Raw genomic sequence first — 26021 nt, 5'->3', positions numbered from 1 at the left:
ACCCCGGGACAGCCCCCGCCCCGTACCTGTACGGTACCGAACTCTCCCCGGAACCCCGGGAGTTGTCGCCATCACGCACCACCGTCTCGCAGCATCGCGACGCAACTGAGCAGGCAGTTCAGCACGCACCGACAGCAGCAGCAGAGCCGGCCGGCGCCGCCGGGCGGGCTCGACACGACAGGGCCAGGGCCACGGACCGGGACGGCGGAGGCGATCCGGCGGCGGCACTGGGCCTCACTGGGGAGGACTGATGGACGCCACACGCACGCCGCCCGACTGGGAGGGCTTCTGGCGCGACGCGCCGCACGGCGCCAAGGAGGTGTTCTGGGACGCGCCCGCCGACCGGGTCGCGGACCGGCATCTCCCCGTGCTGGAGACCCACTTCGGTCCCCGGCTGCCCATGATCGACCTGGGGTGCGGCAACGGCACCCAGGCGATCAGCCTGGCCGACCGCTTCCGGCCGGTCCTGGGCATCGACATCTCCGCGTCCGCCATAGCCCGCGCCCGCCGCCAGGTGGACGACCGGGGCGAGCGCCCGCCGGTGGAGTTCCGCACCGGCGACGCCGCGGACAACGCCATGGCCGCCCGGCTGCACGAGGAACTGGGCGACTGCAACCTCTACATCCGGGGCCTGCTGCACCAGCTTCCGCCCGCCGTGCGCCCGGGCGTCGCCGGAGCGGTGGCCACCCTGGTCGGCTCCCGGGGCCGGGCCTTCATCGTCGAGCCGGCCGAGGCCGCCAAAGGGGTGCTGGCCGGCCTGCTGCGGCGGGCCGAGGGGCCGCCGCGCGCGCTGGCCGCCGTGTTCGACCACGGTGTGGCGCCCGCCGAACTGGCCGACGAGGCCCTGCCGGCGCTGTTCCGCGGCGCCGGACTGACCGTGCTCGCCTCCGGCACCCTGCCGCTGGCCACCACCGAGCGGGACCCGGACGGCAACCCGCTGGAGCTGCCCTCGAACTGGCTGGTCGCCGGCCGCCCGGCGGCCTGACCCCGGCGCACCGCCCGGCCGCGCCGTCCGCACACCGGCGCAGGCACCGGCACCGGTCCAGACCGGTGCCGGTGCCTGTCGCTCTTCCGCCCGCCGCCGCCGACCGCGTAGCGTGACCCGGCATGAAGGTGTTGATCAGCGCCGACATGGAGGGGGCCACCGGCGTCACCTGGCCCGCCGACTGCCTGCCCGGCACCCCCCAGTGGGAGCGCTGCCGGGTGATGTTCACCTCGGACGTCAACGCCGCCATCGCCGGCTTCTGCGACGGCGGAGCGGAACAGGTCCTGGTCAACGAGGCCCATATGACCATGCGCAACCTGCTGCTGGAACAGCTCGACGAGCGGGCCGAGCTGCTCACCGGCCGCCACAAGGACCTGTCCATGATCGAGGGCGTGCAGCACGGAGACGTGGACGGCATCGCCTTCCTCGGCTACCACACCGGCGCCGGGGACGAGGGCGTGCTCGCCCACACCTACCTCGGCAACTCCGTCACCGGCGTGTTCGTGGACGGCGTACGGGCCAGTGAAGGTCTGCTCAACTCCCTGGTCTGCGCCGAGTACGGCACCCCGGTGGTGCTGGTCACCGGCGACGACCGCACCTGCCTGGACGCCCGCGGCTGGGCCCCCGGGGCCGAGACCGTCGCGGTCAAGGACTACGTCTCCCGCTACGCGGCCGTCTGCCGCCCGCCCGCCCGCACCGCCGGCCAGATCCGGAACGCGGCCCGCCGTGCCGTACGCCTGGCGCACCGTCACGACCCGGCCCCGCCCCGGCCCCGCAGGGTGGAAGTCGAGTTCGACGCCGAGCACCTGGCCGGGGCCGCCGCCGTCGTGCCCGGCGTGGTGCAGACCGGCGAGCGCCGCGTCGGCTTCACCGCGCCCGACATGTACCAGGGCATCCGCTGCTTCAAGGCGGTCACCACCATGGTTTCGGCAGCCGTGGAGGAGTGGTACGGCTGATCCGATCGGGCGACTGCCGGAGGTCTGTACCTGTGCAGCGGCCCACTGGCCCTTTTGCCAGGTCGGAGCGGGGCGTAACGTGACGGCCCATGAAGATCTTCGGGCCGGCACCCCGCCCCCGGCACTCCTGGGAGCGCTGCCATGACTGAACCCGCGGCCGTCGGCGCGGTGGTGCAGCCGGACGAGGCGCACCTGGACGCCCGCGCCCTGGACGAGTCGGTGACCTTCACCTCCGAACTCATTCGCTTCGACACCACCAACCGAGGGCTCGGCGAGGGCCATGAGCGGCCCGCCGCCGAGTATGTGGCGGAACTCCTCGCCGAGGCCGGGCTGGAACCGCATGTGCTGGAGAAGGCCCCCGGCCGCACCAATGTGGTCGCGCGCATCGCCGGCCGCGACCCGGGGGCCGGTGCCCTGCTGGTGCACGGCCACCTCGACGTGGTGCCCGCCCAGCCCGCCGACTGGACCGTGCACCCCTTCTCCGGCGAGGTCCGCGACGGCGTGGTCTGGGGCCGCGGCGCGGTGGACATGAAGAACGCCGACGCCATGGTGCTGGCCGTGGTCCGCGCCTGGGCCCGCGCCGGGCTCCGCCCGCGCCGCGACATCGTGCTCGCCTTCACCGCGGACGAGGAGGACAGCGCCGCCTACGGGGCCGGCTTCCTGGTCCAGGAGCACGCCGTGCTGTTCGACGGCTGCACCGAGGCGATCGGTGAATCCGGCGCCTTCACCTTCCACCCCGGCGACGGCACCCGGGTCTATCCGGTGGCGGCCGGCGAACGCGGCACCGCCTGGCTGCGGCTCACCGCCCACGGCCGCGCCGGGCACGGCTCCAAGCGCAACGCGCAGAACGCCGTCAGCCGGCTGGCCGCGGCCGTGCACCGGATCGGCGAGCACCGCTGGCCGGTCCGGCTCACCCCGGTCACCCGGGCCGCCCTGCTGGCCCTTGCCGAGCTGCGCGGCCTGCCCCGCCCGGACCTGGACGGCGTGGCCCGGATCGGCGAGGCCCATCTGGACCAGGAGATCGACTCCCTGCTGGACGAACTCGGCCCGTACGCCGATCTGATCGCCGCCACCGTCCGCAACAGCGCCAACCCCACCATGCTGGACGCCGGCTACAAGGTGAACGTGATCCCCGGCAGCGCCACCGCCCATGTGGACGGCCGGACCCTGCCGGGCACCGAGGAGGAGTTCGCCGCCACCCTGGACGAACTCACCGGCCCGCATGTGGAGTGGTCCTTCCAGCACCACGAGATCCCGCTGCTGGCCCCGGTGGACTCGCGCAGCTACGCGGTGCTGCGCTCCGCGCTGGAGCACTTCGACCAGGAGGCGAAGGTGGTGCCCTACTGCATGTCCGGCGGCACCGACGCCAAGCAGTTCTCCCGGCTGGGCATCCGGGCCTACGGCTTCACCCCGCTGCAACTGCCGGAGGGCTTCGACTACGGGCAGATGTTCCACGGCGTGGACGAACGGGTGCCGGTGGAAGCGCTGCACTTCGGCACCCGGGTGCTGGACCGCGCGCTGCGCACCCTGTGAGCGCCCGCCCCGCCGCCCGCGGACAACCCCGCTGAACCGCTGAACCGCTGACCCGCTGACCCGCTGAACCGCTGAAGCGCCGAGGGAGAGGTGACGATGTCCGAGCCGGTGATCCGCTCCGTGCCCCGGCGGCGGTCCGGACCGGTGCCCGCGCCGTACGGCACCTGGCCGTCCCCGGTGGACGCCGCCCTGGTCGCCGCGCACGACGGACGCCCCGAGTACGCCGGGGCGGTCGGCACCGAGCTGTGGTGGACCGAGCCGCGCCCCGCCGAGGCCGGACGCCGCGCCCTGATGCGGCTGCGGCCCGAGGACGGCACCGCCGAGGAGGTGCTGCCCGCGCCCTGGAACGTCCGCAACCGGGTGCTGGAGTACGGCGGCACCCCGTGGGCCGGCGCACCCCGGGAGCACGGCGGCCCGCTGGTCGTCTTCACCCACTTCACCGACCAGCGCCTGTACGCCCTCGAACCCGGCGCGGCCGGCGCCTCCGGCTCCCCGGCGGCGGGGCCGCGCCCGCTGACCCCGCTCTCCGCCACCGGCGGCGGGCTGCGCTGGTGCGACCCGGTGGTACTGCCCGGCCGGGGCGAGGTGTGGTGCGTGCTGGAGGAGTTCACCGGAGAGCGGCCCACCGAGGTGCGGCGGGTGCTGGCCGCCGTGCCGCTGGACGGCTCGGCCGCCGCGGACCGCGCGGCGATCAGGGAACTCACCACGGACGAGCACCGCTTCGTCACCGGGCCGCGCCTGTCCCCGGACGGCACCCGGGCGGTCTGGCTGGCCTGGGACCACCCCCGGATGCCCTGGGACGGCACCGAGCTCAAACTGGCCCGGGTCAGCGACGGTGCCCTGACCGGCGTGCGCACCGTGGCCGGCGGGCCCGAGGAATCCCTGGTGCAGGCCGAATGGGCGCCGGACGGCGGCCTGCTGTTCGTCAGCGACCGCACCGGCTGGTGGAACCTCTACCGGGCCGCTGCGCCGGACCCGGACGACGGCCGCCCGGGGCCGGTGGACGCCCGGCCGCTCTGCCCGCGCGAGGAGGAGTTCGGCGACGCCCTGTGGAAGATCGGCCTGCGCTGGTTCGCCCCTCTGGAGGACGGCCTGATCGCCGTGCTGCACGGCCGCGGCGGCCTGCGGCTGGGGATACTCGACCCGGCCACCGGCGAGCTCACCGACGCCCCCGGCCCGTGGACGGAGTGGGCCGCGGCGCTGGCCGTCACCGGCACCCGGGTCACCGGCATCGCGGCCGGCCCGCGGCGCGGCTGGGAGCTGGTCGAGCTGGACACCCGCACCGGCCGCGGCCGGACGGTCGCCGCGCACCACCGGGATCTGGTGGACCCCGCCCATCTGCCCGAGCCGGAGCCGCTGACCGTCTCCGGGCCCGGGGGCCGGGAGGTCCACGCCCAGCTCTACCCGCCGCGCAGCCCGGACCGCACCGGCCCGCCCGGCGCGGCCCCGCCCTGGGTGATCTGGGCGCACGGCGGCCCCACCAGCCGTGCCCCGGCGGTCCTCGATCTGGAGATCGCCTACTTCACCTCGCGCGGCATCGGCATCGCCGAGGTCAACTACGGCGGCTCGACCGGCCACGGCCGGGCCTACCGCAACCGGCTGCGCGGGCAGTGGGGCGTGGTGGACGTGCAGGACTGCGCGGCCGTGGCCCGGGCCCTCGCGGACCGCGGCCTCGCCGACCGGGCCCGGCTGGCCATCCGCGGCGGCAGCGCCGGCGGCTGGACCACCGCCGTCGCCCTCACCGGGGAGAACGGCACCGGCGGCCTGTTCGCCTGCGGCGCCGTCTACTACCCCATCCTGGATCTCACCGGCTGGGCCGCCGACGAGACCCACGACTTCGAGTCCCGCTATCTGGAGAGCCTGGTCGGGCCGCTGGAGGAGGTCCCCGAGCGTTACCGGGAACGCTCCCCGGTCACCCACGCCGACCGGGTGCGGGTCCCGTTCCTGCTGCTCCAGGGGCTGGACGACGTGATCTGCCCGCCCGTGCAGTGCGAACGGTTCCTGGCCGCCGTGCGCGGGCGCGGCGTGCCGCACGCCTTTCTCGCCTTCGAGGGCGAGGGGCACGGCTTCCGCCGCGCGGACACCATCAGCCGGGCGGTGCAGGCGGAACTCTCCCTCTACCTCCAGTGCTTCGGTGTGGAGCGGGACGACGTGCCGCGCCTGGAACTGCGTCCCTGACCGCCCCGCCCCCGCCCCCGTCACCGCCGACCGGAAAGGGCCCGCCCGTGGCCGAGCCGATACCCGAACTGACCCGGCCCCGCCGCCTGCGGCCCGGCGACCGGGTCGCCGTCGTCGCCCCCAGCAGCCCGGTGGACCCGGCCCGGCTGGCGGCCGGCATCGCCGTCCTCCAGCGCTGGGGCCTGGAGGTGGTCACCGGCAGCCATGTGCTGGACGTCCACCCGGAGCTGGACTACCTGGCCGGCACCGATGCCGACCGGGCCCGGGACCTGGTGTCCGCCTGGTGCGATCCCACGGTCTCGGCCGTCTTCTGCGTCCGCGGCGGCTACGGCGCCCAGCGCGTGGTCCCGCTGCTGGACTGGGCGGCGATGCGCGCCGCCGGCCCCAAGGTCTTCGTCGGCTACAGCGACATCACCGCCCTGCACGAGGCCATCGCCGCCCGCTTGGGCCTGGTCACCCTGCACGGCCCGATGCCCGCCGAGCAGGGTTTCCCCGAGGAGCCGGCCGCCCAGGAGCATCTGCGGCGCACCCTCTTCGAGCCGGACAGCGTCACCACCGTCACCTCTCCCGCCGCCGCCCCGCTGGTGCCCGGCACCGCCTCCGGTGTCACCCTGGGCGGCTGTCTGGCGCTGCTCGCCGACAGCCAGGGCACCCCGGACGGCCGCCGCTCCGCGGCCGGCGGCATTCTGCTGGTGGAGGACGTGGGGGAGCCGCCCTACCGGCTGGACCGCCGCCTGACCCAGCTCCGGCGGGCCGGCTGGCTGGACGGCGTGTCCGGGATCGTGCTGGGCTCCTGGAAGGAGTGCGGGGCCTATGCGCAGGTGCGTCCGGTCCTCGCCGAGCGGCTGGGCGACCTCGGCGTTCCGGTGCTGGAGGAGCTCGGTTTCGGCCACGGACCGGAGCCTTTCACCATGGCCCTCGGGGTACCTGTCACCCTGGACACTGACACGGCAGCCCTCGTCTACAAGGAGCCGGTGTTGCGATGACACCCCCGCCGAACTCCCCGATACCGCCACCGCCCGCCGTGCGGGAGGAGCCCTCGTCCCAGCTCGATGACCCGCATCAGCTGCTGGCCGAGTACCTGGACTTCTACCGGGAGACGATTCTCGCCAAACTGGACGGTCTGTCCGAGTCGCAGCTCCGTTCCAGCCGGGTGCCCTCCGGGTGGACGCCGCTGGAACTGCTCTGGCATCTGGCGCATGTGGAGCGACGCTGGCTGCGCTGGGGCTTCGAGGGCGAGGACGTGCCCGCCCCGTGGGGCGACTACGGCCCGGCCAGGCGCTGGGCGGTGCCGCAGGGGGTGACCGCCGAGGAGGTGGTGGCCCGCTACCGCAACCAGTGCGAGCGCTCCCGGGTCATCACCGCCAAGGCCGCGCTGTCCGACCGGGCCGAGACCGGCGGGGCGTACAGCGACAAGGCGGAGAGCCCGACCCTGGCCTGGATCCTGTTCCACCTGCTCCAGGAGTACGCCCGGCACGCCGGGCAGCTCGACGTCGTGCGGGAGCTGCTCGACGGCCGCACCGGGAAGTAGCCGCCGCGGCCCCGCCCGGGGGCGCCGCGGACGGAACATCACAACGGGCAGGACGGACATTTCGTGCTTAGTCTGGTGCCGACCCGGAACTGCCGCGGCTGCGGTGTTTCCCGCTGCCCGCGCACGGCCCGGAGTGCGGCCCGCGTGCGGCACGGCCCGGCGGCGGGACGCCGGCCGGCGACCGTGGCGGCATACCTATCCAGGAGGCACAGGATGACCACTGCCCGCGACATCATGAACGAGGGGGCCCGGTGGATTCCCGCCACCGAGACCCTGGACCGCGCGGCCCAGATCATGCGCGACCTCGATGTGGGCGCGCTGCCGGTCAGCGACCAGAACGAGCGGATGTGCGGCATCGTCACGGACCGCGACATCGTGGTGAAGTGCATCGCCGCGGGGCACGACCCGTCCCGGGTGACCTGCGGTGACATCTGCGAGGGCACGCCGCGCTGGGTGAGCGCGACGGCCACCGTGGAGGACGTGCTCCGGGAGATGGAGCAGAACCAGATCCGGCGGGTGCCGGTGATCGACGAGAACAAGAAGCTGGTCGGCATGATCAGCGAGGCGGATCTGGCCCGGCACCTGACGGACGACCAGCTCGCCGAGTTCGCCGAACGGGTCTACGCCCCGACCCACCGCGGAGCCTCCGGAGCCGGGCACCTGGCCCGTTCCTGATCCCGGCACCGCGTTCCGCGCCGCCGCCCGGGCCTTCGCCCCGGGCGGCGGCGCCTGCGCTCTCCGGGCCCGGCCCGCATGGCCCGTATGGCCCGTATGGCCCGTCCGGCGCGCGCGGCGGGCCCGGAGGGCGCAGGCTGGGCTCATGGGTACGCGTGCACAAGGGGGCGGCGAGCGGGCCGGCGGCGCCCGGGAGTTCTTCACCCCGGGCCGGATCGCCGCACTCGTGGTCGTCGCCGTGACGCTGGTCTTNCGGGCCCGGAGGGCGCAGGCTGGGCTCATGGGTACGCGTGCACAAGGGGGCGGCGAGCGGGCCGGCGGCGCCCGGGAGTTCTTCACCCCGGGCCGGATCGCCGCACTCGTGGTCGTCGCCGTGACGCTGGTCTTCGTCTTCCAGAACACCCGGCGGGTCGAGATCCGGCTGCTGGTCCCCGAGGTGACCATGCCACTGTGGCAGGCGCTGTTCGGGACGCTGCTGATCGGCTGCCTGACCGGCGCCGTCCTGGCCATGCGCCGCCGTCGCTGACCGGCGGACCCCGGGCGGCGGCACCTGGCCGGCCGGCCGGGCGGCGCCCGGGGGGTGCTCAGGCGGTGCAGAGCAGTTCGCCGTGCGGGACCGCGAACCAGGCGTCCGGATGGGCTCCCCAGGCCCGCCAGCTCTCCGCGACGGCGGCGAGCTCCTCGGGCGCGGCATGGCCGTTCGCCACCGCCAGCGCGGCGTAGTCCGAGGCGACCGTGCGGTCCGCCCACAGCCCGCTCCACCAGGCCCGGTCCTCCGGCGTGGCGAAGCACCAGACCGAGGCCGAGGCGGTGATCTCCCGGAAGCCGGCCGCCCGCGCCCAGGCCGCCAGGCGGCGCCCGGCGTCCGGCTCGCCGCCCGCCCCGCGGGCCACCTGCCGGTACAGCCGCTGCCAGTGGTCCATGCCGGAGGAGGTGGGATACCAGTGCATCCCCGCGTAGTCGCCGTCCCGCACGGCCACCGTGCCGCCGGGCCGGCAGACCCGGCGCAGCTCGCGCAGCGCGGCCACCGGGTCGGCCAGATGCTGGAGCACCTGATGGGCGTGGACGACGTCGAAGGAGTCGTCCGGGAGGTCCAGGGCCAGCGCGTCCCCGGTGACGAACCGGACGTTGTCCAGCCCGCGGGCGGCGGCCTCGGCGCGGGCGGTGTCCAGGACCGCCCCGGCGGCGTCCAGTGCGGTCACCGGCCCGGGGGCGACCAGCCGGGCCAGGTCCGCGGTGAGCGTGCCCGGCCCGCACCCCACGTCCAGCAGGGACAGCCCGGGGCGCAGCCGGGGCAGCAGGTATCCGGCGGAGTTCTCCGCGGTGCGCCAGCGGTGCGAGCGCAGTACCGACTCGTGGTGCCCGTGCGTGTACACGGCTTTCGGCGACGACGTGGACGGCATGGCCGGCTCCCTCCCGCGGCGGGCGGCCAGCCTCCCAGCCGTCTTGCATACTGGTCAATATCGTTCCGCGATGCGGACGCCGTGGTGTGGGTTCACCGGTTCGGCGGTACCGGGATTGCCGCCGCCGGGGCTCCGCCGGATGAGTGGGAGCAGACACAGACGCCCGCGCGGACCCGGCCGCCCGGCGCGGCAGAGGGGAGCAGGCCATGACCGACCGGCGCACCACCACCGACGGCGTCCCCGGCACCACCCCGCCCCGCCCGGGCCTGCGCCGCAGCACCGCGGCCGGGCACCCCGCCGCGCGTCCCGCCCCGCACGAGGTACCGCGCCCGCTCGGAGCCCCCCGGGTCTGGCCGCGCACCTTCGCCGACCGTCTGACCGCCCCGCTCCCGGGTCTGGCCACCCTGGTGCGGGCCGCCCGCCAGGGCACCCTGCGTCCCGCCCCCGGCACCATGCCCGGGCCGGGGGAGCTGCCCGTGGTCCGCGAGCCGCTGCCGCCCGCCGGCGCCGGGACCACCACCGTCACCTGGGCCGGCCACGCCAGCTGGATCGTCCGCACCGGCGGGCTGACCGTGCTGACCGACCCGGTGTGGTCCGACCGCATCCTGGCCACGCCGCCCCGGATCACCCCGGTCGGCGTCCCCTGGGGGGATCTGCCCGAGATCGACGCCGTGGTCGTCTCGCACAACCACTACGACCATCTGGACCTGCCGACCCTGCGCCGGCTGCCCCCGGACACCCCGCTGTTCGTCCCGGCCGGCCTGGGCGCGTGGTGCCGGCGGCGCGGCTTCACCCGGGTCACCGACCTCGACTGGTGGGAGACCGCCGAACTGCCCGCCCGCCCGGCGGACGCCGGCACCGTGCGGTTCGGCTTCGTGCCCGCCCACCACTGGTCCCGGCGCACCCTCACCGACACCTGCCGCTCGCTGTGGGGCGGCTGGGTGCTCACCGGACCGGCCGGCCACCGGGTCTACTTCGCCGGCGACACCGGCTACGGCCACTGGTTCTCGCAGATCGGCTCCCGCCATCCCGGCATCGACCTGGCCCTGCTGCCGGTGGGTGCCTATGCGCCGCGCTGGATGCAGGGCACCGTGCACACCGATCCCGAGGAGGCGGTGCGGGCCTGCGCGGACGTGGGGGCGCGGCGGATGGCGCCCATGCACTGGGGGACCTTCCTGCTCTCCGGAGAGCCGCCGCTGGAGCCGCTGCACCGGGTGCGGGCGGCCTGGGCGGCCGCCGGGCGGGACCGGGCGGATCTGTGGGACCTGCCGGTCGGCGGCTCGCGCGCACTGCCCTGAGGCGCGGCCCGTACCCGCGGCTGGCGTGCGGACACGCGGCGGCCCGCCGGAACGCCCTTCCGAGCGCGATCCGGCGGGCCGCCGGTGACAAGCCCTCCGGCCACCGCCGGGCCTGCGGCGGCCGGACCGGGAAGTGGCTTGTCACCAGGGAAAGGCCGTACTGGGAGGGAATCGGGTTCACCGCCCGGACCAGTTCCTTGCCGCGGTGCTGCCGGAGGCGGGTGGCCGCCGGTGCCGGGCCCAGGACGGCACGGCGCCGGTGACGCCCACCGCCCTCCTGCTGTCATGCGGGGTTGCGGAAAAACGTAGTGCCGGCGGCCGTGCCGCGGCACCTCTCAAAGAACCCCTCTCGCCGTGCTATGACTCGCCCCGCCCGTGACGTCCCCCGTGACGTCCCCCGTGGCCCCTCCTGACCTCTCCCGTGACCCGCCCCCGCCCCCGCTCCTGCCCGGCGGGCCGCCCGGGGCCTCAGCCAGCGGTGCCGAACCGGGCGTTGCCGGCCAGCCAGCGGGCGTAGACGGGATTGCGCCGGGCGGCCTCCCGGTGCACCTGCTTGGCGTGCACCAGCACCCCGGGCGCGGCGCGCGCGGCGGCCGCCGCCGGGTGCCAGCCCAGCAGATGCCGCCAGCTCAGCGGCGTCCCGGCGAGCGGCACGGTGACGATGCCCGGGGTGGGCGGGAAGGTCGCCCGGCAGAGCGCCACCGCCCGCCCCAGCTGCACCAGATGCACGCAGGCCGAGGTGTCCATCTCGTAGACCGAGGTCGGGGTGAAGCCGGCCCGGGCGCAGGCCGCCGAGAAGCAGTCGCCGAAGCAGCCGTCCCCGGGCGCGTCCACCCACTGCTCGCCGGAGAGCTGCCCCAGCTCCACCTCCGGCTCCTTGGCCAGCGCGTGGTCCTCGGCGAGCATGGCGAAGATCGGGTCCCGGCCCACCGTGCGCCAGCTCAGCTGTTCGTCGGCGGGCGGGCTGGACTCGCCGCAGGTGCCGACCATGGCGAAATCCAGCCGCCCGGCCACCACCAGCTCGCTCAGCTCCTCCACCGACCAGCTCGTCACCGTCGAGATGGCGGCCCGCGGATTGGTGGTGGCGAGCGCGTCCACCAGGCCGCCGAGCATCGGGCCGTGCGTGCCGCCCAGCCGGAACCGGGGCAGGTCCTCCAGGGTGTTGGCGAACCGCACCGCCTCCTCCTGGAGTTCCCGGACCGCAGGCAGCAGCACCCGGGCCCTGTCCAGCACCAGTTCCCCGAGCGCGGTGGGCCGGGCACCGTGCCGGCTGCGCTCGAACAGCGGACCGCCGAGCGCCCGCTCGATCCGTTTCAGCTGGGCGCTCAGCGCCGACTGGGCCAGCCCCAGGGTGGTGGCCGCTCGGGTCAGGCTCCCCGCGTCGTCTATCGCACGGATGATCCTGAGGTGGCGCAACTCCAGATCCATGCCGGGAAGCTATTGCCACCGCCTGTGACCGGGCAAGACCGGACGGCGCTCCCCGGGCACGCCGCGGCGGCCCGCCGCACCGGATGGGCTGCGGCGGGCCGCTGTGCGCGCCGGGCGCACATCGCTGACCTGCGGTGATCAGGGGAGAGGCAGTGCCGTGGTCAGCGACCGTCCAGAACTCCCGGTGGCCGGGGCCGGTTCCTGTGCCTCACTGTGCCTCACCCCTGCCCGTTCCGCCCGTCAGGGCCGGGTGATGCCGAGGGTGTAGGAGCCGGAGCCGCTGTAGGCGTGCACGATCCAGCGGTAGTAGCCGGACGTGCCGCTGTAGCTGACCGTCTCGTCCGCGGCGGAGGTGATGCCCTGGGCCACGGTCTGCCAGCTGGAGCCGCTCCACTTCTGCAGGTAGAGGTCGAAGTCGGTGCCGTTGGGACCGTCCAGGCAGCCGCGGTGGGTACCGGAGGACGAGGAGTAGTAGTACGAGCCGTTCGGCTGGACCGCCTGCCCGTTGCTGCTCAGCGAGCCGGTGTAGGTGGACTGGTAGCCCGAGCAGCCGGTGGGCGGGTCGGGGTCGCCGCCACCGGTGGTGACCAGGGTCAGCCCGTAGGTGGACAGGATCTCGTTGATCGGCTGGTGGTAGGTGGTACCGCCGGTACGGCAGTTGCCGGAGCCGCCGGAGGTGACACCCTGCGCCTGGTTGCCGGAGATGTAGGAGCCGCCGGAGTCACCGGGCTCGGCGCACACCGAGGTCCGGGTCACGCCGGTGATGGTGCCCTCCGGGTAGGTGACGCTGGTGTTGTGCTGCTGGATGGTGCCGCAGTGCCAGCCGGTGGTCGAGCCGGAACGGCAGATGGACGCGCCGACCGCCGCCTGGGTGGAGCCGGCCACCGACACGTTCGACCCACCGCTGCCGCGCACGTACGGGGTCACCGTCCAGTTGGAGTTGACCGCGACCCAGGCCATGTCGTTCCCGGGGAAGCTGGAGGCCTGGAAGGTGCCCTGGGAGACCTGGTTGTAGCCCGAGGTGGTGGTGCCGGCGCGACCGCAGTGCCCGGCCGTGGCGAAACCGGGGGTCGAGCCGCGGCGCACCGAGAAGCCCACCGAGCAGCGTCCGCCGCTGCCCATGTAGTACGCCTCGCCGCCGCGCACGTCGTAGTAGGGGCGGGGGGACTCGGACGAGCGCACGATCTTCACGTCCGAGGCGTCCAGGCCGGCCGCGGCCACGAACTCCCGGGCCGCCGCGGTCTTCTTGGCGTGCAGCACCACGGTGTTGCTGGTGACGTCCACGTACCAGACGGGGGCGTCGGTGGTGGCGTGCTCGGCGCCGGCCCGGTCCAGCGCCCGCTTGACGGCGTCCAGGTCCGCCAGGCTGTCGTCCACGACCTCGGCGGTGGCGCCGGTGGCCTCGATCGCCGCCACCTCGGCGGCGTCGGTGGTGGCCACCACGACCTCGTCGGAGGTCTTGCCGGTGACCCAGGAGCCGGCCCAGCTCGCGCCCAGTTCGGCGCGCAGCCCGGCCTCCTCCCGGCCGGCCTTGAACTCGTTGGTGATGCGGGACTTGGCCTGCGCCTCGGTGAGGCCCAGGTCGCGCTGCATGGCCTTGAGCATGCCGGCTGGGAGCTTCTCCGCGGCCTGGGCTGCAGCGCGTTCCGCCGCCTGTTCGGCGGCGTCTGCGGACGACTCGGCTGTCGCGGGTGTGGCGGTGAGGGTCAGCGCGGCTATCGCGATGCCTCCCGCGAACAGCGCACCACGTCTGCGATGCATGAGGGGTCTCCTCACTTTCGGTGGGGGGTTGCCGGAACCGTAGTCGACCCCTCACGCTGACGTGTACCCGTCAGCTCAGTCCTGCCGCGGTGTTATACCTCTCGCCTCCGCCCCGCTCCAGGACCTCGGGCGGCTGTGCGCCCCGTGCGGCCCTGCTGCGGTGTTGCGCCCCGGAGGACTGGGGCGGCCGTGCCGGAGGCGGTCGCGGGAGAGTGGCGGCTTGCGTCTGTTTCAGCCGGATATGCACCGTCACTTATGTTGTTCTTTGCGGCTTTTACTGGTCTTTGTTCCTGATGCTGTGCCGGTGTGCCCGGAGGTGCGGGGCGGTGGACCGGTGGTCGGGGCAATGCGGACCAAGAACCGCCCAGCAGGTGGTACCTGGCGAAATCGCCGTGATACGGGGCGAAGTGGTGTGGTCCTCGGTCGCCGCTCCATGTTTGCCTGGCTCCCCGGCGCATCCCCGTCACGGAAGAGACACCCATGCGCAGAGTTCCCTCGACCGCCGGCATGCTCACCGCAACCCTTGCCCTCGCTCTGCTGCCGGCCTCCGGCGCGGCAGCGGAGCCGGCCACCGAACCCACCGCCCCCGCGGCCGGCGCCGCCCGGCAGCAGGGCGAGCCGCTGCACACCGTCACCCTGCTCACCGGTGACCGCGTCGATGTCGACGCCCGGGGCCGGGTGGCGGCGGTCCGGCCCGCACCGGACCGCGAGGACATCCCCGTGTCCGTGCGGGGCGACGAGAACCACACCTATGTCGTCCCCCGGGACGCCGCCGCCCTGATCCGCTCCGGAACGGTGGACCACCGCCTCTTCGACGTGCGGGAGCTGGTCCGGGCCGGCTACGACGACGACCGCAGAAACGATCTGCCGCTCATCGTCCGCCACGAGAACCCGGCATCCGGAGCGGCCGGACCGCTGCGCGGCGCCCCCGCCCGGGCCGGGCGCCCGCTGCCCAGCATCGACGCCGAGGCGGTCAGCGTCGGCAAGGCCGAAACGGACACCGTCTGGCGGGACCTCACCGCCGGGGACGGCAGCGGACACCTCCTCGCCGACGACGGCATCGAGCGCATCTGGCTGGACGCCCCCTACCGGGCCGTCCTCGACGAGAGCGTTCCGCAGATCGGCGCCCCCGAGGCGTGGGAAGCCGGTTACGACGGCACCGGTGCCACGGTCGCGGTGCTCGACAGCGGCGTCGACCAGACCCACCCCGACCTGCAGGGACGCGAAGCCGCCCAGCGGAACTTCACCGGCGACGGCGAACCCGTGGACCGGTACGGGCACGGCACCCACGTCGCCTCCATCGCGGTGGGCGGCGGCGAGCAGTCCGGCGGCACCTACACCGGTACCGCCCCCGGCGCCCGGTACCTGGACGGCAAGGTGCTCGACGACAACGGCTTCGGCCAGGCGTCCTGGATCATCGCCGGAATGGAATGGGCCGTCGGCCAGGGCGCCGATGTCGTCAACCTCAGCATCGGCGGCCCGGACACCCCGGAGACCGACCCGGTGGAGGCCGCGCTCGCCGCGCTCTCCGAGGAGTCCGGCACGCTCTTCGTGGTCGCCGCGGGCAACAGCGGCCCCGGTGCGGGCACCGTCGAATCCCCCGGCAGCTCCCCCGAGGCCCTCACCGTGGGCGCGGTCGACGACGCCGACCGGATCGCCGCGTTCTCCAGCCGCGGCCCCACCGCCGCGCACGCCGTCAAGCCCGACCTCACCGCGCCCGGCGTGGACATCGCCGCCGCGGCGGCGGAGGAAGGGGTGATCGGCGAACCGGTGACCGACGGCTACGTCTCGCTGTCCGGCACCTCGATGGCCACCCCGCACGTGGCCGGCGCCGCGGCGATCCTGGCCCAGCAGCACCCCGACTGGACCGGCGAACGGATCAAGCAGCAGCTCACCGCCACGGTGGCACACCCGGTGCAGGCATCCCCGCACGACCAGGGAACCGGCCGGGTGCAGCTGCCCGGGGCCGTCTCCGGCACCGTCTCCCACGACCGCGCCGTCGTCGGCTTCGGCGTGCAGCGGTGGCCGCACGAGGACACCGAACCGGCCACCGAGCAGCTCGGCTACCGCAACACGGGTGACGAACCCGTGACCCTGACCCTGTCCACCGACAGCTACGGACCCGGCGGGGTGGACGTCCCCGTGGCGGTCTTCGACACCGCCGAGGACACCGTGACCGTGCCCGCCGGCGCCACCGCCACCGTGGACGTGCTCGCCGACACCAGCGTCGGCGAGGCCTACGGGGACTACTCCGGTCTCCTCACCGCGCAGGCGGAGGACGGCACCACGGTCCGCACCGCCCTGGGCGTGTACCGGGAGCCCGAGTCCTACGACCTGACCCTCCGGCACACCGGGCGGGACGGAGAACCCACCGCCGACTACACCACCACCCTGATCGGGCTGGACAACCTCACCCGCTCCACGCCCTACGACAGCGACGGAACCGTCACCCTGCGCCTGGAACGCGGGGCGTTCGCGGTGGACACCGACATCTTCACCACCGAGGGCGGCGAGATCACCGGCACCGACTGGCTCAACCGGCCGCTGCTGGAACTCGACCGTGACATCACCGTGGACCTCGACGCCCGCCGGGCCCGGCCCGTCGAGGTCACCGTGCCCGATGCCCGCGCCGAGCAGCGGCTCGCCTCGGTCGGCTACCGCGCCTCCTACGACGGCCGCGTCTACTTCGCGAGCCGGTCCGGTGTCTCCTTCGACGGACTGCGCACCGCCCACCTCGGCCCCGAACTGCCCGGCGGGGCACTCACCTCGCAGGTCTCGGGCATCTGGGAACGCACCGAGGGCCGGGACGCCCCGGTCCGCTACCGGCCGGTGTTCACCCGGCGCGCCGCACTGCCGACCGGGTTCACCCACCACACCGCGCGGGACGAACTGGCCCGGGTGGACGTGGGACTGGGCGCCTCCGTGCCGGACAGGACCGGTGAATACCTCGCGCGGCCGGTGATGAACGCGGTCGACGCGCTCAGCGCCCCCTTCACGCACGGCCTGCCGGACACCGCCGTGGAGTACCTGCGCACGGCCGACGCGCGCTGGCAGCTCGACTTCCGGCAGACCGGCCAGGACCCCGGCTCGCGGGTGACCTACCGGACGGAGATCCGCGACTACGCGGCCGGCGAACGCCACCGGGAACGGTTCAACACCGCCGTCATCGGCCCGTCGCTGAAGGACGGCAGCTCCGGCATCACCCGCCGGGGCAACACCCTGAGCGCCGCGGTGCCGCTGTTCGCCGACGGAGACGACCACCTGGGGTTCTGGCAGGTCCGCAATCCGCTCTCGGTGCTGTACCGGAACGGGGAGCGGATCTGGGAGGACCGCTCCGAGCTCACCGGGCAGCCCGTCCGCGTCCCGGCGGACGAGGCCGAGTACCGCCTCACCACGGACGTCTACCGCGACTCCGACGTGGCCGGCGTCAGCACCCGCGTCACCGCCGAGTGGACCTTCACCTCCGCCCGGCCGCAGGACGAACAGCCCGCGGAGCTCCCCGCCACCGTGGTCCGCTTCGCACCCCGCCTGGCGCTGGACAGCAGCGCGGGCAACCGCCGGTGGCTGCGCGTCCCGTACACCCTGCAGGGCACCGCGGCACAGGAGGGCGTGGCGGACATCGCCTTCGAGGTCTCCTACGACGGCGGCGAGAGCTGGGAACCGGTGACCGCGCTGCGCAGCGGTTCCTTCTGGCTGCGCCACCCCCGCGGGGCCGAGCACGTCTCGCTGCGGGCGGACGTCACCGACGAGACCGGGGCCCGGCTGGTGCAGACCATCCACCGGGCCTACACCCTCGGCCGCTGAGACCGGCCGGACAGCCCCACCGCGCAGGAGCGGGGCGCCCGGCGCCGGGCCGCGTGAGCGGGCGGCGCCGGGCGCCGCCGCAGCGGGTCAGGCGGGGCCGTAGGCGGGGTTGCGGGGGAGCCAGGCGGCGTAGACGGGGTTGCGGGAGAGGGCGTCGTGGTAGGCGGCGCGGGCCACCGCGGCGACGGTGTCGGCGGCGTCCGCGGCCGGGGAGCCGGGCTGCCAGCCCAGCAGGTGGCGCCAGCTCAGCGGGGTGCCGGCCAGTGGCAGGGTGACGATGCCGGGGGCCGGGGCGAAGGTGGCGCGGCACAGCCCCACGGCGCGGCCGACCTGGATGAGGTGGAGGCAGGAGGAGATCTCCGACTCCAGCAGCGAGGTCGGGGCGAAGCCGGCGCGGGCGCAGGCGGTGGCGAAGCAGTCGCCGAAGCAGCCGTCGCCCGGGGCGCTGGCCCAGCGCTCGTCGGCGAGGTCGCTGAGCTGGAGCTCCGGGCGTCCGGCGAGCGGATGGGTCTCGGCGAGCATCACGAAGACCGGGTCGACGCCCAGCGTGCGCCAGGTGAGCTGGTCGGCGAGCGGGGCCTGGCTGGTGCCGCAGACGCCGACCAGCGCGAAGTCCAGGCGGGCCTCGGTGGTGAGGGCGCTGATCTCCTCGACGGACCAGGACGTCTGGACGGAGACCGGCAGGTCCGGCAGGTCGCGGGAGAGCCGGTCCACCAGGCAGGCCAGCAGCGGGCCGTGGGTGCCGCCCAGCCGCAGCTTGTGCAGTGCGGGAGCGGCGCGGGCCAGGCGGATGGCCTCCTCCTGGAGTTCGCTGACGGCCGGCAGGACCACCCGGGCGCGTTCCACCACCAGCTCGCCGAGGGCGGTGAGCCGGGCGCCGGAGTGGTCGCGCACGAACAGCGGGCCGCCGAGCAGCCGCTCGATGCGCCGCAGCTGGGTGGAGAGCGCGGGCTGGGCCAGGCCCAGTTCGCCCGCCGCCTTGGTGAGGCTGCCCGCGTCGGCTATCGCCCGGATGGTGCGCAGATGCCGCAGCTCCAGATCCATGTGTACTCCGATCCAGGTATCGGCCGTGGCGACCGCAGCCCGCGTTCGGCCGCCGCGCCGCGACCGCTGGGAAGGAGCTGTACGGGGACGGTAGGACACCTGTCCGGTAGGCGGCAAGGGCGTTCGGAGTGCGGACGCCGCCGGCCCTCCCGAAGACCGTGGGGCGGACGGGAGGGCCGGTGACGTGCGGTGCGAGCGGTGGGGCGGGTGTCAGCTGAAGGGGATGGTGATGCGGGACTGGTTGCCGATGCCGACCGTACTGGTGCCGTTGCCGATGGCGCTCCAGACCTCCACCCGCACCCGGCCGCCGGACATGGTGCCGTGGCTGCCGCTGGAGGACTTCAGCCCGGCCGTGTGGGTGTAGTGCTCCCAGCCCGGGACGGGATCGGTGGCGAAGTAGTGGAAGGTCTCCACCCGGTCCCAGCTGCCGTCCGAGGTGCGGTCGTAGGAGACGCGGATCTGCTGGCCGTTGGCGACCGTGGTGCCCGCGTCCACGAAGAGGTCGAAGGCCGTCTGGCCGCCGGTGTAGGAGCCCGAGACGTTGTGCGCCGTGAACACCTGCGGCTGGTACGGGGTGCCGTCGTGGTTGGTGCCGCCGGCCGAGGCCAGCGTGACATTGCTGCCGGAGGCCGCGGCGTCGCCGAGTCCGCCGGAGGGACGCAGGTAGAGAGTGGGGGAGGAGGGCGGGTCCTCGCCGCCCGTCGAGCCACCGGAGTCACCCCCGCTGCCGCCGCTGCCGCTTCCGCCGCTGCTGCCCGAGCCGCCACGGGTGTAGACGGCGACGTAGTCGACGACCATGGAGTGGCCGGGCACGGTGGCCGCGGTCGGGGTGGCGTGCCCCGCGACCCCGTCCGGGAAGGCGCCGCCCATGGCCAGGTTGAGCAGCAGGAAGTACCCGGCGTGGTCCGTCATGTCCGACCAGGTGGTGGCGTCGAACTGGTTCTGGTTCAGGCTGTGGTACTCCTGGCCGTCCACGAACCAGCGCAGGGTGTGGGGCGAGGACGAGCGGTCCCACTCGAAGCGGTAGGTGTGGAACGCCGACTGGCAGGAGGCACCCGGGCAGGTGCGGCTGTTGCCCAGGCCGTTGGTCTCGTTGCACGGCCCGCCGGGGTTGACCCCGCAGTGCAGCACGCCCCAGACCGTGTTCAGGCCGTTGACGTTCTCCATGATGTCGAACTCGCCGATGGCCGGCCAGTTCCAGTAGTTGCCCCGGTAGGGCGAGCCGAGCGCCCAGAACGCCGGCCAGTAGCCCAGTGCGGCCTGCCCGGTGACGTTCGGCATCTGGATCCGGCCCTCGATGGCCAGGGTGCCGCCGGCCGGGGCCTTGAAGTCGGCCCGCCGGGTCTCGATCCGCGCCGAGGTCCACTCCCCGCCGCCGCTGCGCAGCGCGGTGATGCGCAGGTTGCCGTTGCCGTCCAGGCTGATGTTCTGCGGCGAGTCGGTGTAGCGCTGGATCTCCCCGGTGCCCCAGTTGGCCGGGCCGCCGGGGTAGCCGTGGCCCAGGTCGATCTGCCAGTTGGCGGAGGACGGCAGGCTGCCGGACGGACCGTTGAAGTCGTCGCTCCACTCCAGGCTCCAGCCGCCCGTGGCCGGCGGCACGGCGCCGGCGGCGGTGTCCGGGTTCAGAGCGGTGGTGACGACGGTTCCGGCGGCCAGGGCGAACGCGCCGAGCGCGGCCAGCAGCGTACGGCGGCGTCGGCCGCGGGCGGCGCGCGGCGGCGGAACGAGGGTGTGCGTACTCATGCGCGGGCTCCTGCGGTAGGCGAGTGGGGGGACAGCCCGAATCCGGCGCCGGGGGCCGGGACATGCACGGCGCCGACGCGGTTCGGACCGCCTTCGGGAGCGCTCCAAGCACTTCATAGGCCCGGTTCGATGAGCCAGTCAACGAGTCGGTGGTTCCGGAACTTTCCGTGCCGCGTCGGCTCTCCGCGGCGGAACCGGGCTCCGAGGCCGTGTCCTCCGCCGGGGCCTCGGCCGCCGCGCCGCCGCCGTTGGTGCCGTCGGCCGCGTCCTCGCCGTCCGAGGAACCGGTTCCCTCACGCGCCCGCACCTCCCGGCCGGCGGCGGGGCACCGGGCGGGGCGGGGGCCGGAAGCGGCCGGGCGGCACGGGCGGGGATGCGGACGGCATGGGCGGTTCCTCCGGACCGGACGGGCGGGGCGGCCGGGCGCGGGCGGCGGTGCGGCGGGGTGTCCCGCCGCACCGCCGCCCGTTTCCTCCGCCCGCTCTCTCTTCGGTGCCGGCGGCCGGGCGGATTGCCCCGGGCCCATCCGACCGCCTCAGGCCGCTGAAGCCGCCCCGGCCGCCGTGGCGGCCCCGGTCTCCTCCTCGGCGCAGGCCGCGGCGGCCAGTTCGTCCAGGGACAGGCCCAGCGCGGTGGCCAGCGCCGCCACGGTGAAGAAGGCCGGGGTGGGCGCCCGCCCGGTCTCGATCTTGCGCAGCGTCTCGGCGGAGACTCCGGCCGCCGCCGCCACGTCCGCCATGCTGCGCTCGCCGCGCGCCTCGCGCAGCAGTGCTCCGAAGCGCTCGCCGCGCCGCCGCTCCGAGGGCGTCAGGGGGGTCCTCACCATGTCGCCCATTCTAATACCGGTATAGTAATGGGGACGCGCCGGTGCAGGACCGGGCGACGGCGGAGCGCACAGCGAGGAGCACGGCGGAATGGTGGAGATCAAGAGCGACGCGGCACTGGAGGTCATGCGCGAGGCCGGGCGGGTGGTGGCCAACGCGCTGGCCGCGGTGGAGGAGGCGGCGGACACCGGGGTGTCCCTGCGCGAACTCGACGAGGCCGCCCGCGCCGTCCTGGCAAAGGCCGGCGCCGGCTCCCCCTTCCTGGGCTACCGGCCGCGCTTCGCCCCGGTCCCCTTCCCGGCGGTGATCTGTGCCTCCGTCAACGACGCCGTGGTGCACGGCATACCCGGCGGCTACCGGCTGCGCGACGGCGACCTGGTCTCCATCGACTGCGGAGCGGTGCTGGACGGCTGGACCGGCGACGCAGCGGTCACCTTCACCGTCGGCACCCCGCGCCCGGCCGATCAGGCGCTGATCGACGCCACCCGGCGGGCGCTCGACGCCGGGATCGCCGCCGCCACCGCCGGCCGTCACCTGGGCGACATCGGCCACGCCATCAGCGGCGTGGCCCGCGAGGCCGGCTGCGGCATGCCCCGCGACTTCGGCGGGCACGGCATCGGGCGGCGGATGCACGAGGACCCGGACGTGCCCAACCGCGGCCGCCCGGGCCGCGGTTTCCGGCTCCGCCACGGCCTGACCCTGGCCATCGAGCCCATGCTGATGGCGGGCGGCGGCGAGGACTACCGCATCGACGGCGACGGCTGGACGCTGCGCACCGCCGACGGCAGCCGCGCCGCGCACTTCGAGCACACCGTCGCCATCACCGACTCCGGCCCCCGCATCCTGACCCTTCCCTGACCCTTCCCCGACCCGCCCGCAGCGGCCCGGGACCCGGCGGCCCGGGCCGCCGCGGTGCGGCGGCGGGTGGGCCGGGGTCAGCGGAGGTTGAAGTCGTCCGGGTCGGGCCCGATCCGGACCCCGGTCTCCTGGGCGGCGATCCGGGCCATGTCGTCCTCGGTCAGGACGAAGTCGAAGACGTCGATGTTCTCCTTGATCCGGGACGGCGTCACCGACTTGGGGATGACCACATTGCCGAGCTGGAGATGCCAGCGCAGCACCACCTGGGCCGGCGTTTTGCCGTACTGGTCGCCGATCTTGGCCAGCTCCGGCGACTGAAGCAGCCCCTTGCCCTGGCCCAGCGGGGACCACGCCTCGGTGGCGATGCCCTGCTCGGCGTGGAAGGCGCGGGCCTCCGCCTGCGGGAAATGCGGGTGCAGCTCGATCTGGTTGACCGCCGGGACGACCCCGGTCCCGGCCACGATCCGCTCGATGTGCGCCCGCTTGAAGTTGGACACGCCGATGGCCCTGGCCCGGCCCTCCTGGGCGATCCGGGTCAGCGCCTTCCAGGTGTCGGCGTAGGCGTCGTACTGCGGGGTGGGCCAGTGGATCAGGTACAGGTCGACATAGTCCAGACCGAGCCGCTCCAGGGAGCGGTCGAAGGCGCGCAGGGCGGCGTCGTAGCCCTGGTCGCGGTTCCACAGCTTGGTGGTGAGGAACAGCTCCTCGCGGGGCAGCCCCGAGGCCGCCAGCGCCCGGCCGGTGCCCTTCTCGTTGTGGTACCCGGCCGCGGTGTCGATGCTGCGGTACCCCGCATCCAGCGCGCGGCCGACGGCGTCCGTGGCCTCGTCGTCCGGGACCTGCCAGACGCCGAACCCGAGTTGGGGCATCCGGACACCGTTGTTCAGAGTCACGTCGGGCACGGTGCTCACGTGAAATGGTCCTTACCTGAGGTGGTCGATGTGCGCCTGACACAACTATCACGACCCGGGTCGCATTCCGCCTGGTGGCACCTGGTGATAATGGGGCGTGCGCAGACTTGTCCGGCTGATCGACCCCTATCTGGTGCTGCTGCTCGCCACTGTCGGACTGGCCGCCGCACTGCCCGCCCGCTCCACCGCGGCGGACGCCGTGGACGCCACCGCCACCGGCGCCATCGCCCTGTTGTTCTTCCTCTACGGCGCCCGGCTGTCCACCACCGAGGCGGTGGCCGGGCTGCGCCACTGGCGGCTTCATCTCACCATCCTGGCCTGCACCTTCCTGCTCTACCCGGCGCTCGGCCTGGCCTGCCGCGGGCTGGTGCCCTGGCTGGTCACCGAGGAGCTGTACACCGGGCTGCTGTTCCTGTGCGTGGTGCCCTCCACCGTGCAGTCGGCCATCGCCCTCACCTCGGTGGCCCGCGGCAATGTGGCGGCGGCGATCGCGGCCGGCTCGTTCTCCAGCCTGGCCGGGGTGGTGCTCACCCCGCTGCTGGCCGCGCTGCTGATCGGGGCGAGCGGCGGGTTCGGCGGTGATTCCCTGCTGAAGATCGCCTCCCAGCTGCTGCTGCCGTTCCTGGCCGGACAACTGCTGCGCCGCTGGATCGGCGGCTTCGTCACCCGGCACCGGGTGGTGCTGGGCCTGGTGGACCGCGGCTCGATCCTGATCGTGGTCTACGCGGCGTTCTCCCAGGGGATGAACGAGGACATCTGGGGCCAGGTGAGCTGGCAGCGGCTGCTGGCGCTGGCCGGGGTGGCGGCGGTGCTGCTGGCCGTGGTGCTGCTGCTGACCGGCTACGGCACGCGGAAGCTCGGCTTCGCCCGCGCCGACCGGACCGCCATCCTGTTCGCGGGCTCCACCAAGTCGCTGGCCGCCGGGCTGCCGATGGCCGGGGTGATCTTCGAGGAGCGGGCCGCGCTGGCGGTGCTGCCGCTGATGCTGTTCCACCAGATGCAGCTCATCGCGGGCGCGGTGCTGGCCCGCCGCCGCGGCCGCGCGGCCGCGGCCGGGCAGGAGCCGGGTCCGGAGGGGGGTCAGGGGGCGGCGGATGCCGCCCCGGACGCCCCGGACGCCCCGGACGCGGCGGGGGAGGACGACAGGTCCAGGCGGTGAGCGCCGGCGTAGACGTTCATCGAGTTGCCGCGCAGAAAGCCGACCAGGGTCAGCCCGGCCTCCTCGGCCAGCTCCACGGCCAGCGAGGACGGCGCGGACACCGCGGCCAGCACCGGGATGCCGGCCATCACCGCCTTCTGCGCCAGCTCGAACGAGGCCCGGCCGGACACCGCCAGCACCGTGCCGGCCAGCGGCAGCAGCCCCTGGTGCAGGGCCCGGCCGATCACCTTGTCCACCGCGTTGTGCCGGCCCACGTCCTCCCGGACGTCCAGCATCCGGCCGTCGGCGCCGAACAGGCCCGCCGCGTGCAGGCCGCCGGTGCGGTCGAAGACCCGCTGGGCCTCGCGCAGCCGGCCGGGGAGTGCGGCCAGCAGCCCGGGGGACAGCAGCGGGCCCGGGTCCCCTGCCTTCCCCTCCGCCTCCGGGCCGGGCAGCGGCCAGCGGGAGGTGGTGCGCACCGCGTCCAGCGCGGCCTTGCCGCACACCCCGCAGGAGGAGGTGGTGAAGACGTTCCGTTCCAGGGAGAACTCCGGCAGCGGGACGCCTCCGGCCAGGCGCACGTCCACCACGTTGTAGGTGTTGGCGCCCGTGTCGTCGGTGCCGGAGCAGTAGGTGATCCGGGCCAGTTCACCGGGCCGGCCGAGCACGCCCTCGCTCACCAGGAAGCCGGCGGCCAGCGCGAAGTCGTCGCCGGGCGTGCGCATGGTGACCGCGAGCCGCCTGCCGTTGAGCCGGATCTCCAGGGGCTCCTCGCCCGCCAGGGTGTCGGTGCGCGCGGTGACCGCTCCGTCCCGGATGCGGAGAATCCTGCGTCGCTCGGTGATGCGTCCCATGGTGGCCATGATGGCAGCCGGGGACGCCGGGCCAAGAGCGTGAACCGCGATCACAGCATGCGGACCGGCCGGGGCCGGCCGGGGCCGGCCGGGGTCAGGCGAGGTCGTAGCGGGCGCGCTGGTCCTCGGGCACCAGCCCGACGTACTCGGGGTGCTGGATGATCCAGCGGTTGGTGTAGGGGCACTGGGGGATCACCGGCAGCTCCCGCTCCCGGGCGCTGTCCAGCACGTGCCGGATCAGCCGGGAGGCCAGGCCCTGGCCCCGGTAGTCCGGATCGATCTCGGTGTGGGTGACGGTCATCCGTGCTTTGCCGAGCCGGTACTCGGCGAATCCCACCAGTGCGTCACCCACATGGAGCTCGAAGCGTGACTGTTCGCCGTTGTCGGTGATGCGCGGCTCCGCGCTCGGTGAGGTGTCCGGTTCCGCAGTGGCCATGTTCTTCTCCTTGCCCCCGTGGGTCCCCGTGGGCGGTTCCCCGTGGCTCCCCCGTTGCCCGTTGTCCCGGCGCTTCCTTGCTGACCGAGTCCCCGGCGGGTCCTGGCCGGAAACGAACGGTTTCGGCCAGGGGATTCGTCCGTTCTTGCCCTGATATACCGCGCTGAGCAGCCAAGACCTGCACCGGGGAGTTAATCGTACACACATTCGATGTCTGGTTTATGGTGGTGCTGAGGCGAGGTGAAGGGAAGCCGGACACGCCGGTGAGGGACCGGCGGACCCCGCGGTTCCGGCGGACGGCAGGTCCGCCGGCGGGCCGCACGGGACGGGTCGCACGGGACGGGCAGGACGGGCAGGACGGACGGAGGTGCGGAGCCGATGGCGCTGCTGGACGGAGGGGGCGGGCGGGGCGAAGCGGCCGGGATGCCGCCGTTCGCGCACCTTCATGTGGCGTCCGGGTACTCCGCGCGCTACGGCGCCTCGCTGCCCGGCCGGCTGGTCGAGCGCGCCGCCGGGCGCGGCATGCCGGTGCTGGCGCTCACCGACCGGGACACCGTGGCCGGGGTGCCCCGCTTCATCGAGGCGTGCGTGCGGCACGGGGTGCGCCCGGTGCTCGGCGCGGACCTGGCCGTCGCCCCGCTCGCCCCCTCCGGGGCGGCGG

At 74.4% G+C, this 26021-nt stretch carries 21 protein-coding genes; 12 read left to right on the top strand and 9 right to left on the bottom strand.

The features are described 5' to 3' along the window. Positions 1–250: 250 nt before the first annotated feature. From GQS09_RS05995 to GQS09_RS05965, 7 genes are all read left to right on the top strand, one after another. Positions 251–985 carry a class I SAM-dependent methyltransferase gene (locus tag GQS09_RS05995; RefSeq protein WP_165984935.1) on the top strand — a complete coding sequence of 245 codons (735 nt, stop codon included), beginning with the start codon at positions 251–253 and terminating at the stop codon, positions 983–985. A gap of 122 nt (positions 986–1107) precedes the next feature. After that, positions 1108–1941 (top strand): M55 family metallopeptidase, encoded by an 834-nt coding sequence (locus tag GQS09_RS05990; protein ID WP_165984934.1) that lies wholly within the window; start codon positions 1108–1110, stop codon positions 1939–1941. A 141-nt stretch (positions 1942–2082) separates the two neighbouring features. Then, the gene (locus GQS09_RS05985) at positions 2083–3474 is read left to right on the top strand and encodes a M20/M25/M40 family metallo-hydrolase (protein ID WP_165984933.1); all 1392 of its coding nucleotides are present in this window, start codon (positions 2083–2085) and stop codon (positions 3472–3474) included. Between the two features lie 96 nt (positions 3475–3570). Further along, entirely contained in the window at positions 3571–5652 is a 2082-nt protein-coding gene (locus GQS09_RS29110) for a prolyl oligopeptidase family serine peptidase (RefSeq protein WP_165984932.1), read from the top strand. 47 nt (positions 5653–5699) lie between these two features. After that, positions 5700–6638, top strand: coding sequence for an LD-carboxypeptidase (locus GQS09_RS29105; protein ID WP_313896008.1), 939 nt, complete (start codon positions 5700–5702; stop codon positions 6636–6638). Continuing rightward, positions 6635–7183, top strand: coding sequence for a DinB family protein (locus GQS09_RS05970; RefSeq protein WP_165984931.1), 549 nt, complete (start codon positions 6635–6637; stop codon positions 7181–7183). The genes GQS09_RS29105 and GQS09_RS05970 overlap by 4 nt, the downstream gene beginning before the upstream one ends. Before the next feature lie 213 nt (positions 7184–7396). After that, positions 7397–7858, top strand: coding sequence for a CBS domain-containing protein (locus tag GQS09_RS05965; protein WP_165984930.1), 462 nt, complete (start codon positions 7397–7399; stop codon positions 7856–7858). A 584-nt stretch (positions 7859–8442) separates the two neighbouring features. Here GQS09_RS05965 and GQS09_RS05955 read toward each other — a convergent pair. Then, on the bottom strand, positions 8443–9261 hold the full coding sequence (locus GQS09_RS05955) for a class I SAM-dependent methyltransferase (RefSeq protein WP_165984929.1): 819 nt from the start codon (positions 9259–9261) through the stop codon (positions 8443–8445). A 206-nt stretch (positions 9262–9467) separates the two neighbouring features. On the opposite strand from GQS09_RS05955, the gene GQS09_RS05950 reads away from it, so the two are divergent. After that, positions 9468–10559 (top strand): MBL fold metallo-hydrolase, encoded by a 1092-nt coding sequence (locus tag GQS09_RS05950; protein WP_165984928.1) that lies wholly within the window; start codon positions 9468–9470, stop codon positions 10557–10559. 468 nt (positions 10560–11027) lie between these two features. Here the strand turns inward: GQS09_RS05950 and GQS09_RS05945 are convergent, their stop codons facing one another. Both GQS09_RS05945 and GQS09_RS05940 read right to left on the bottom strand, forming a co-directional pair. Beyond that, positions 11028–11987: a LysR family transcriptional regulator gene (locus tag GQS09_RS05945; protein WP_165984927.1), complete on the bottom strand. Its 960-nt coding sequence runs from the start codon at positions 11985–11987 to the stop codon at positions 11028–11030. Between the two features lie 240 nt (positions 11988–12227). After that, positions 12228–13748 carry a S1 family peptidase gene (locus tag GQS09_RS05940; protein WP_165984926.1) on the bottom strand — a complete coding sequence of 507 codons (1521 nt, stop codon included), beginning with the start codon at positions 13746–13748 and terminating at the stop codon, positions 12228–12230. Positions 13749–14228: 480 nt separating this feature from the next. Between GQS09_RS05940 and GQS09_RS05935 the strand changes: the two genes are divergently transcribed. Continuing rightward, positions 14229–17552, top strand: coding sequence for a S8 family peptidase (locus tag GQS09_RS05935; protein ID WP_165984925.1), 3324 nt, complete (start codon positions 14229–14231; stop codon positions 17550–17552). Between the two features lie 87 nt (positions 17553–17639). On the opposite strand, the gene GQS09_RS05930 is transcribed toward GQS09_RS05935, so the two are convergent. From GQS09_RS05930 to GQS09_RS05920, 3 genes are all read right to left on the bottom strand, one after another. Continuing rightward, complete coding sequence (locus tag GQS09_RS05930; protein ID WP_165984924.1) at positions 17640–18596, bottom strand: LysR family transcriptional regulator; 957 nt, start codon at positions 18594–18596, stop codon at positions 17640–17642. Between the two features lie 210 nt (positions 18597–18806). Next, positions 18807–20339, bottom strand: coding sequence for a glycoside hydrolase family 16 protein (locus GQS09_RS05925; RefSeq protein WP_165984923.1), 1533 nt, complete (start codon positions 20337–20339; stop codon positions 18807–18809). 535 nt (positions 20340–20874) lie between these two features. Beyond that, positions 20875–21165, bottom strand: a complete 291-nt coding sequence (locus GQS09_RS05920; RefSeq protein WP_165984922.1) for a helix-turn-helix domain-containing protein — start codon at positions 21163–21165, stop codon at positions 20875–20877. A gap of 88 nt (positions 21166–21253) precedes the next feature. On the opposite strand from GQS09_RS05920, the gene map reads away from it, so the two are divergent. Then, a complete protein-coding gene (gene map, locus GQS09_RS05915; RefSeq protein ID WP_165984921.1) occupies positions 21254–22021 on the top strand; it encodes a type I methionyl aminopeptidase in 768 nt (255 codons plus the stop codon). A gap of 77 nt (positions 22022–22098) precedes the next feature. On the opposite strand, the gene GQS09_RS05910 is transcribed toward map, so the two are convergent. Next, entirely contained in the window at positions 22099–22932 is an 834-nt protein-coding gene (locus GQS09_RS05910) for an aldo/keto reductase (RefSeq protein ID WP_165984920.1), read from the bottom strand. A 97-nt stretch (positions 22933–23029) separates the two neighbouring features. On the opposite strand from GQS09_RS05910, the gene GQS09_RS05905 reads away from it, so the two are divergent. Then, a complete protein-coding gene (locus GQS09_RS05905; protein ID WP_313896007.1) occupies positions 23030–24091 on the top strand; it encodes a bile acid:sodium symporter family protein in 1062 nt (353 codons plus the stop codon). On the opposite strand, the gene fdhD is transcribed toward GQS09_RS05905, so the two are convergent. Beyond that, the gene (fdhD, locus tag GQS09_RS05900; RefSeq protein ID WP_165984919.1) at positions 24013–24924 is read right to left on the bottom strand and encodes a formate dehydrogenase accessory sulfurtransferase FdhD; all 912 of its coding nucleotides are present in this window, start codon (positions 24922–24924) and stop codon (positions 24013–24015) included. The two genes, GQS09_RS05905 and fdhD, sit on opposite strands and share 79 nt — an antisense overlap. A 94-nt stretch (positions 24925–25018) precedes the next feature. Beyond that, positions 25019–25360, bottom strand: coding sequence for a GNAT family N-acetyltransferase (locus GQS09_RS05895; RefSeq protein WP_165984918.1), 342 nt, complete (start codon positions 25358–25360; stop codon positions 25019–25021). 423 nt (positions 25361–25783) lie between these two features. Between GQS09_RS05895 and GQS09_RS05890 the strand changes: the two genes are divergently transcribed. Beyond that, the coding region (locus GQS09_RS05890; RefSeq protein ID WP_165984948.1) for a PHP domain-containing protein at positions 25784–26021 on the top strand (238 nt) is incomplete at its 3' end.

The organism is Streptomyces sp. YIM 98790 (assembly GCF_011421595.1).
Lineage (GTDB): Bacteria > Actinomycetota > Actinomycetes > Streptomycetales > Streptomycetaceae > Streptomyces.
This window is presented reverse-complemented; position numbering and strand designations above follow the sequence as displayed.

Coding starts and splice junctions, on each gene's coding strand:
- GQS09_RS05950 (WP_165984928.1), top strand. CDS start 9,468: ATGACCGACCGGCGCACCACCACCGACGGCGTCCCCGGCACCACCCCG.
- map (WP_165984921.1), top strand. CDS start 21,254: ATGGTGGAGATCAAGAGCGACGCGGCACTGGAGGTCATGCGCGAGGCC.
- GQS09_RS05995 (WP_165984935.1), top strand. CDS start 251: ATGGACGCCACACGCACGCCGCCCGACTGGGAGGGCTTCTGGCGCGAC.
- GQS09_RS05970 (WP_165984931.1), top strand. CDS start 6,635: ATGACACCCCCGCCGAACTCCCCGATACCGCCACCGCCCGCCGTGCGG.
- GQS09_RS05990 (WP_165984934.1), top strand. CDS start 1,108: ATGAAGGTGTTGATCAGCGCCGACATGGAGGGGGCCACCGGCGTCACC.
- GQS09_RS05925 (WP_165984923.1), bottom strand. CDS start 20,339: ATGAGTACGCACACCCTCGTTCCGCCGCCGCGCGCCGCCCGCGGCCGA.
- GQS09_RS29110 (WP_165984932.1), top strand. CDS start 3,571: ATGTCCGAGCCGGTGATCCGCTCCGTGCCCCGGCGGCGGTCCGGACCG.
- GQS09_RS05945 (WP_165984927.1), bottom strand. CDS start 11,987: ATGGATCTGGAGTTGCGCCACCTCAGGATCATCCGTGCGATAGACGAC.
- GQS09_RS05985 (WP_165984933.1), top strand. CDS start 2,083: ATGACTGAACCCGCGGCCGTCGGCGCGGTGGTGCAGCCGGACGAGGCG.
- fdhD (WP_165984919.1), bottom strand. CDS start 24,924: ATGGGACGCATCACCGAGCGACGCAGGATTCTCCGCATCCGGGACGGA.
- GQS09_RS05940 (WP_165984926.1), bottom strand. CDS start 13,748: ATGCATCGCAGACGTGGTGCGCTGTTCGCGGGAGGCATCGCGATAGCC.
- GQS09_RS05895 (WP_165984918.1), bottom strand. CDS start 25,360: ATGGCCACTGCGGAACCGGACACCTCACCGAGCGCGGAGCCGCGCATC.
- GQS09_RS05965 (WP_165984930.1), top strand. CDS start 7,397: ATGACCACTGCCCGCGACATCATGAACGAGGGGGCCCGGTGGATTCCC.
- GQS09_RS05920 (WP_165984922.1), bottom strand. CDS start 21,165: ATGGTGAGGACCCCCCTGACGCCCTCGGAGCGGCGGCGCGGCGAGCGC.
- GQS09_RS05930 (WP_165984924.1), bottom strand. CDS start 18,596: ATGGATCTGGAGCTGCGGCATCTGCGCACCATCCGGGCGATAGCCGAC.
- GQS09_RS05955 (WP_165984929.1), bottom strand. CDS start 9,261: ATGCCGTCCACGTCGTCGCCGAAAGCCGTGTACACGCACGGGCACCAC.
- GQS09_RS05935 (WP_165984925.1), top strand. CDS start 14,229: ATGCGCAGAGTTCCCTCGACCGCCGGCATGCTCACCGCAACCCTTGCC.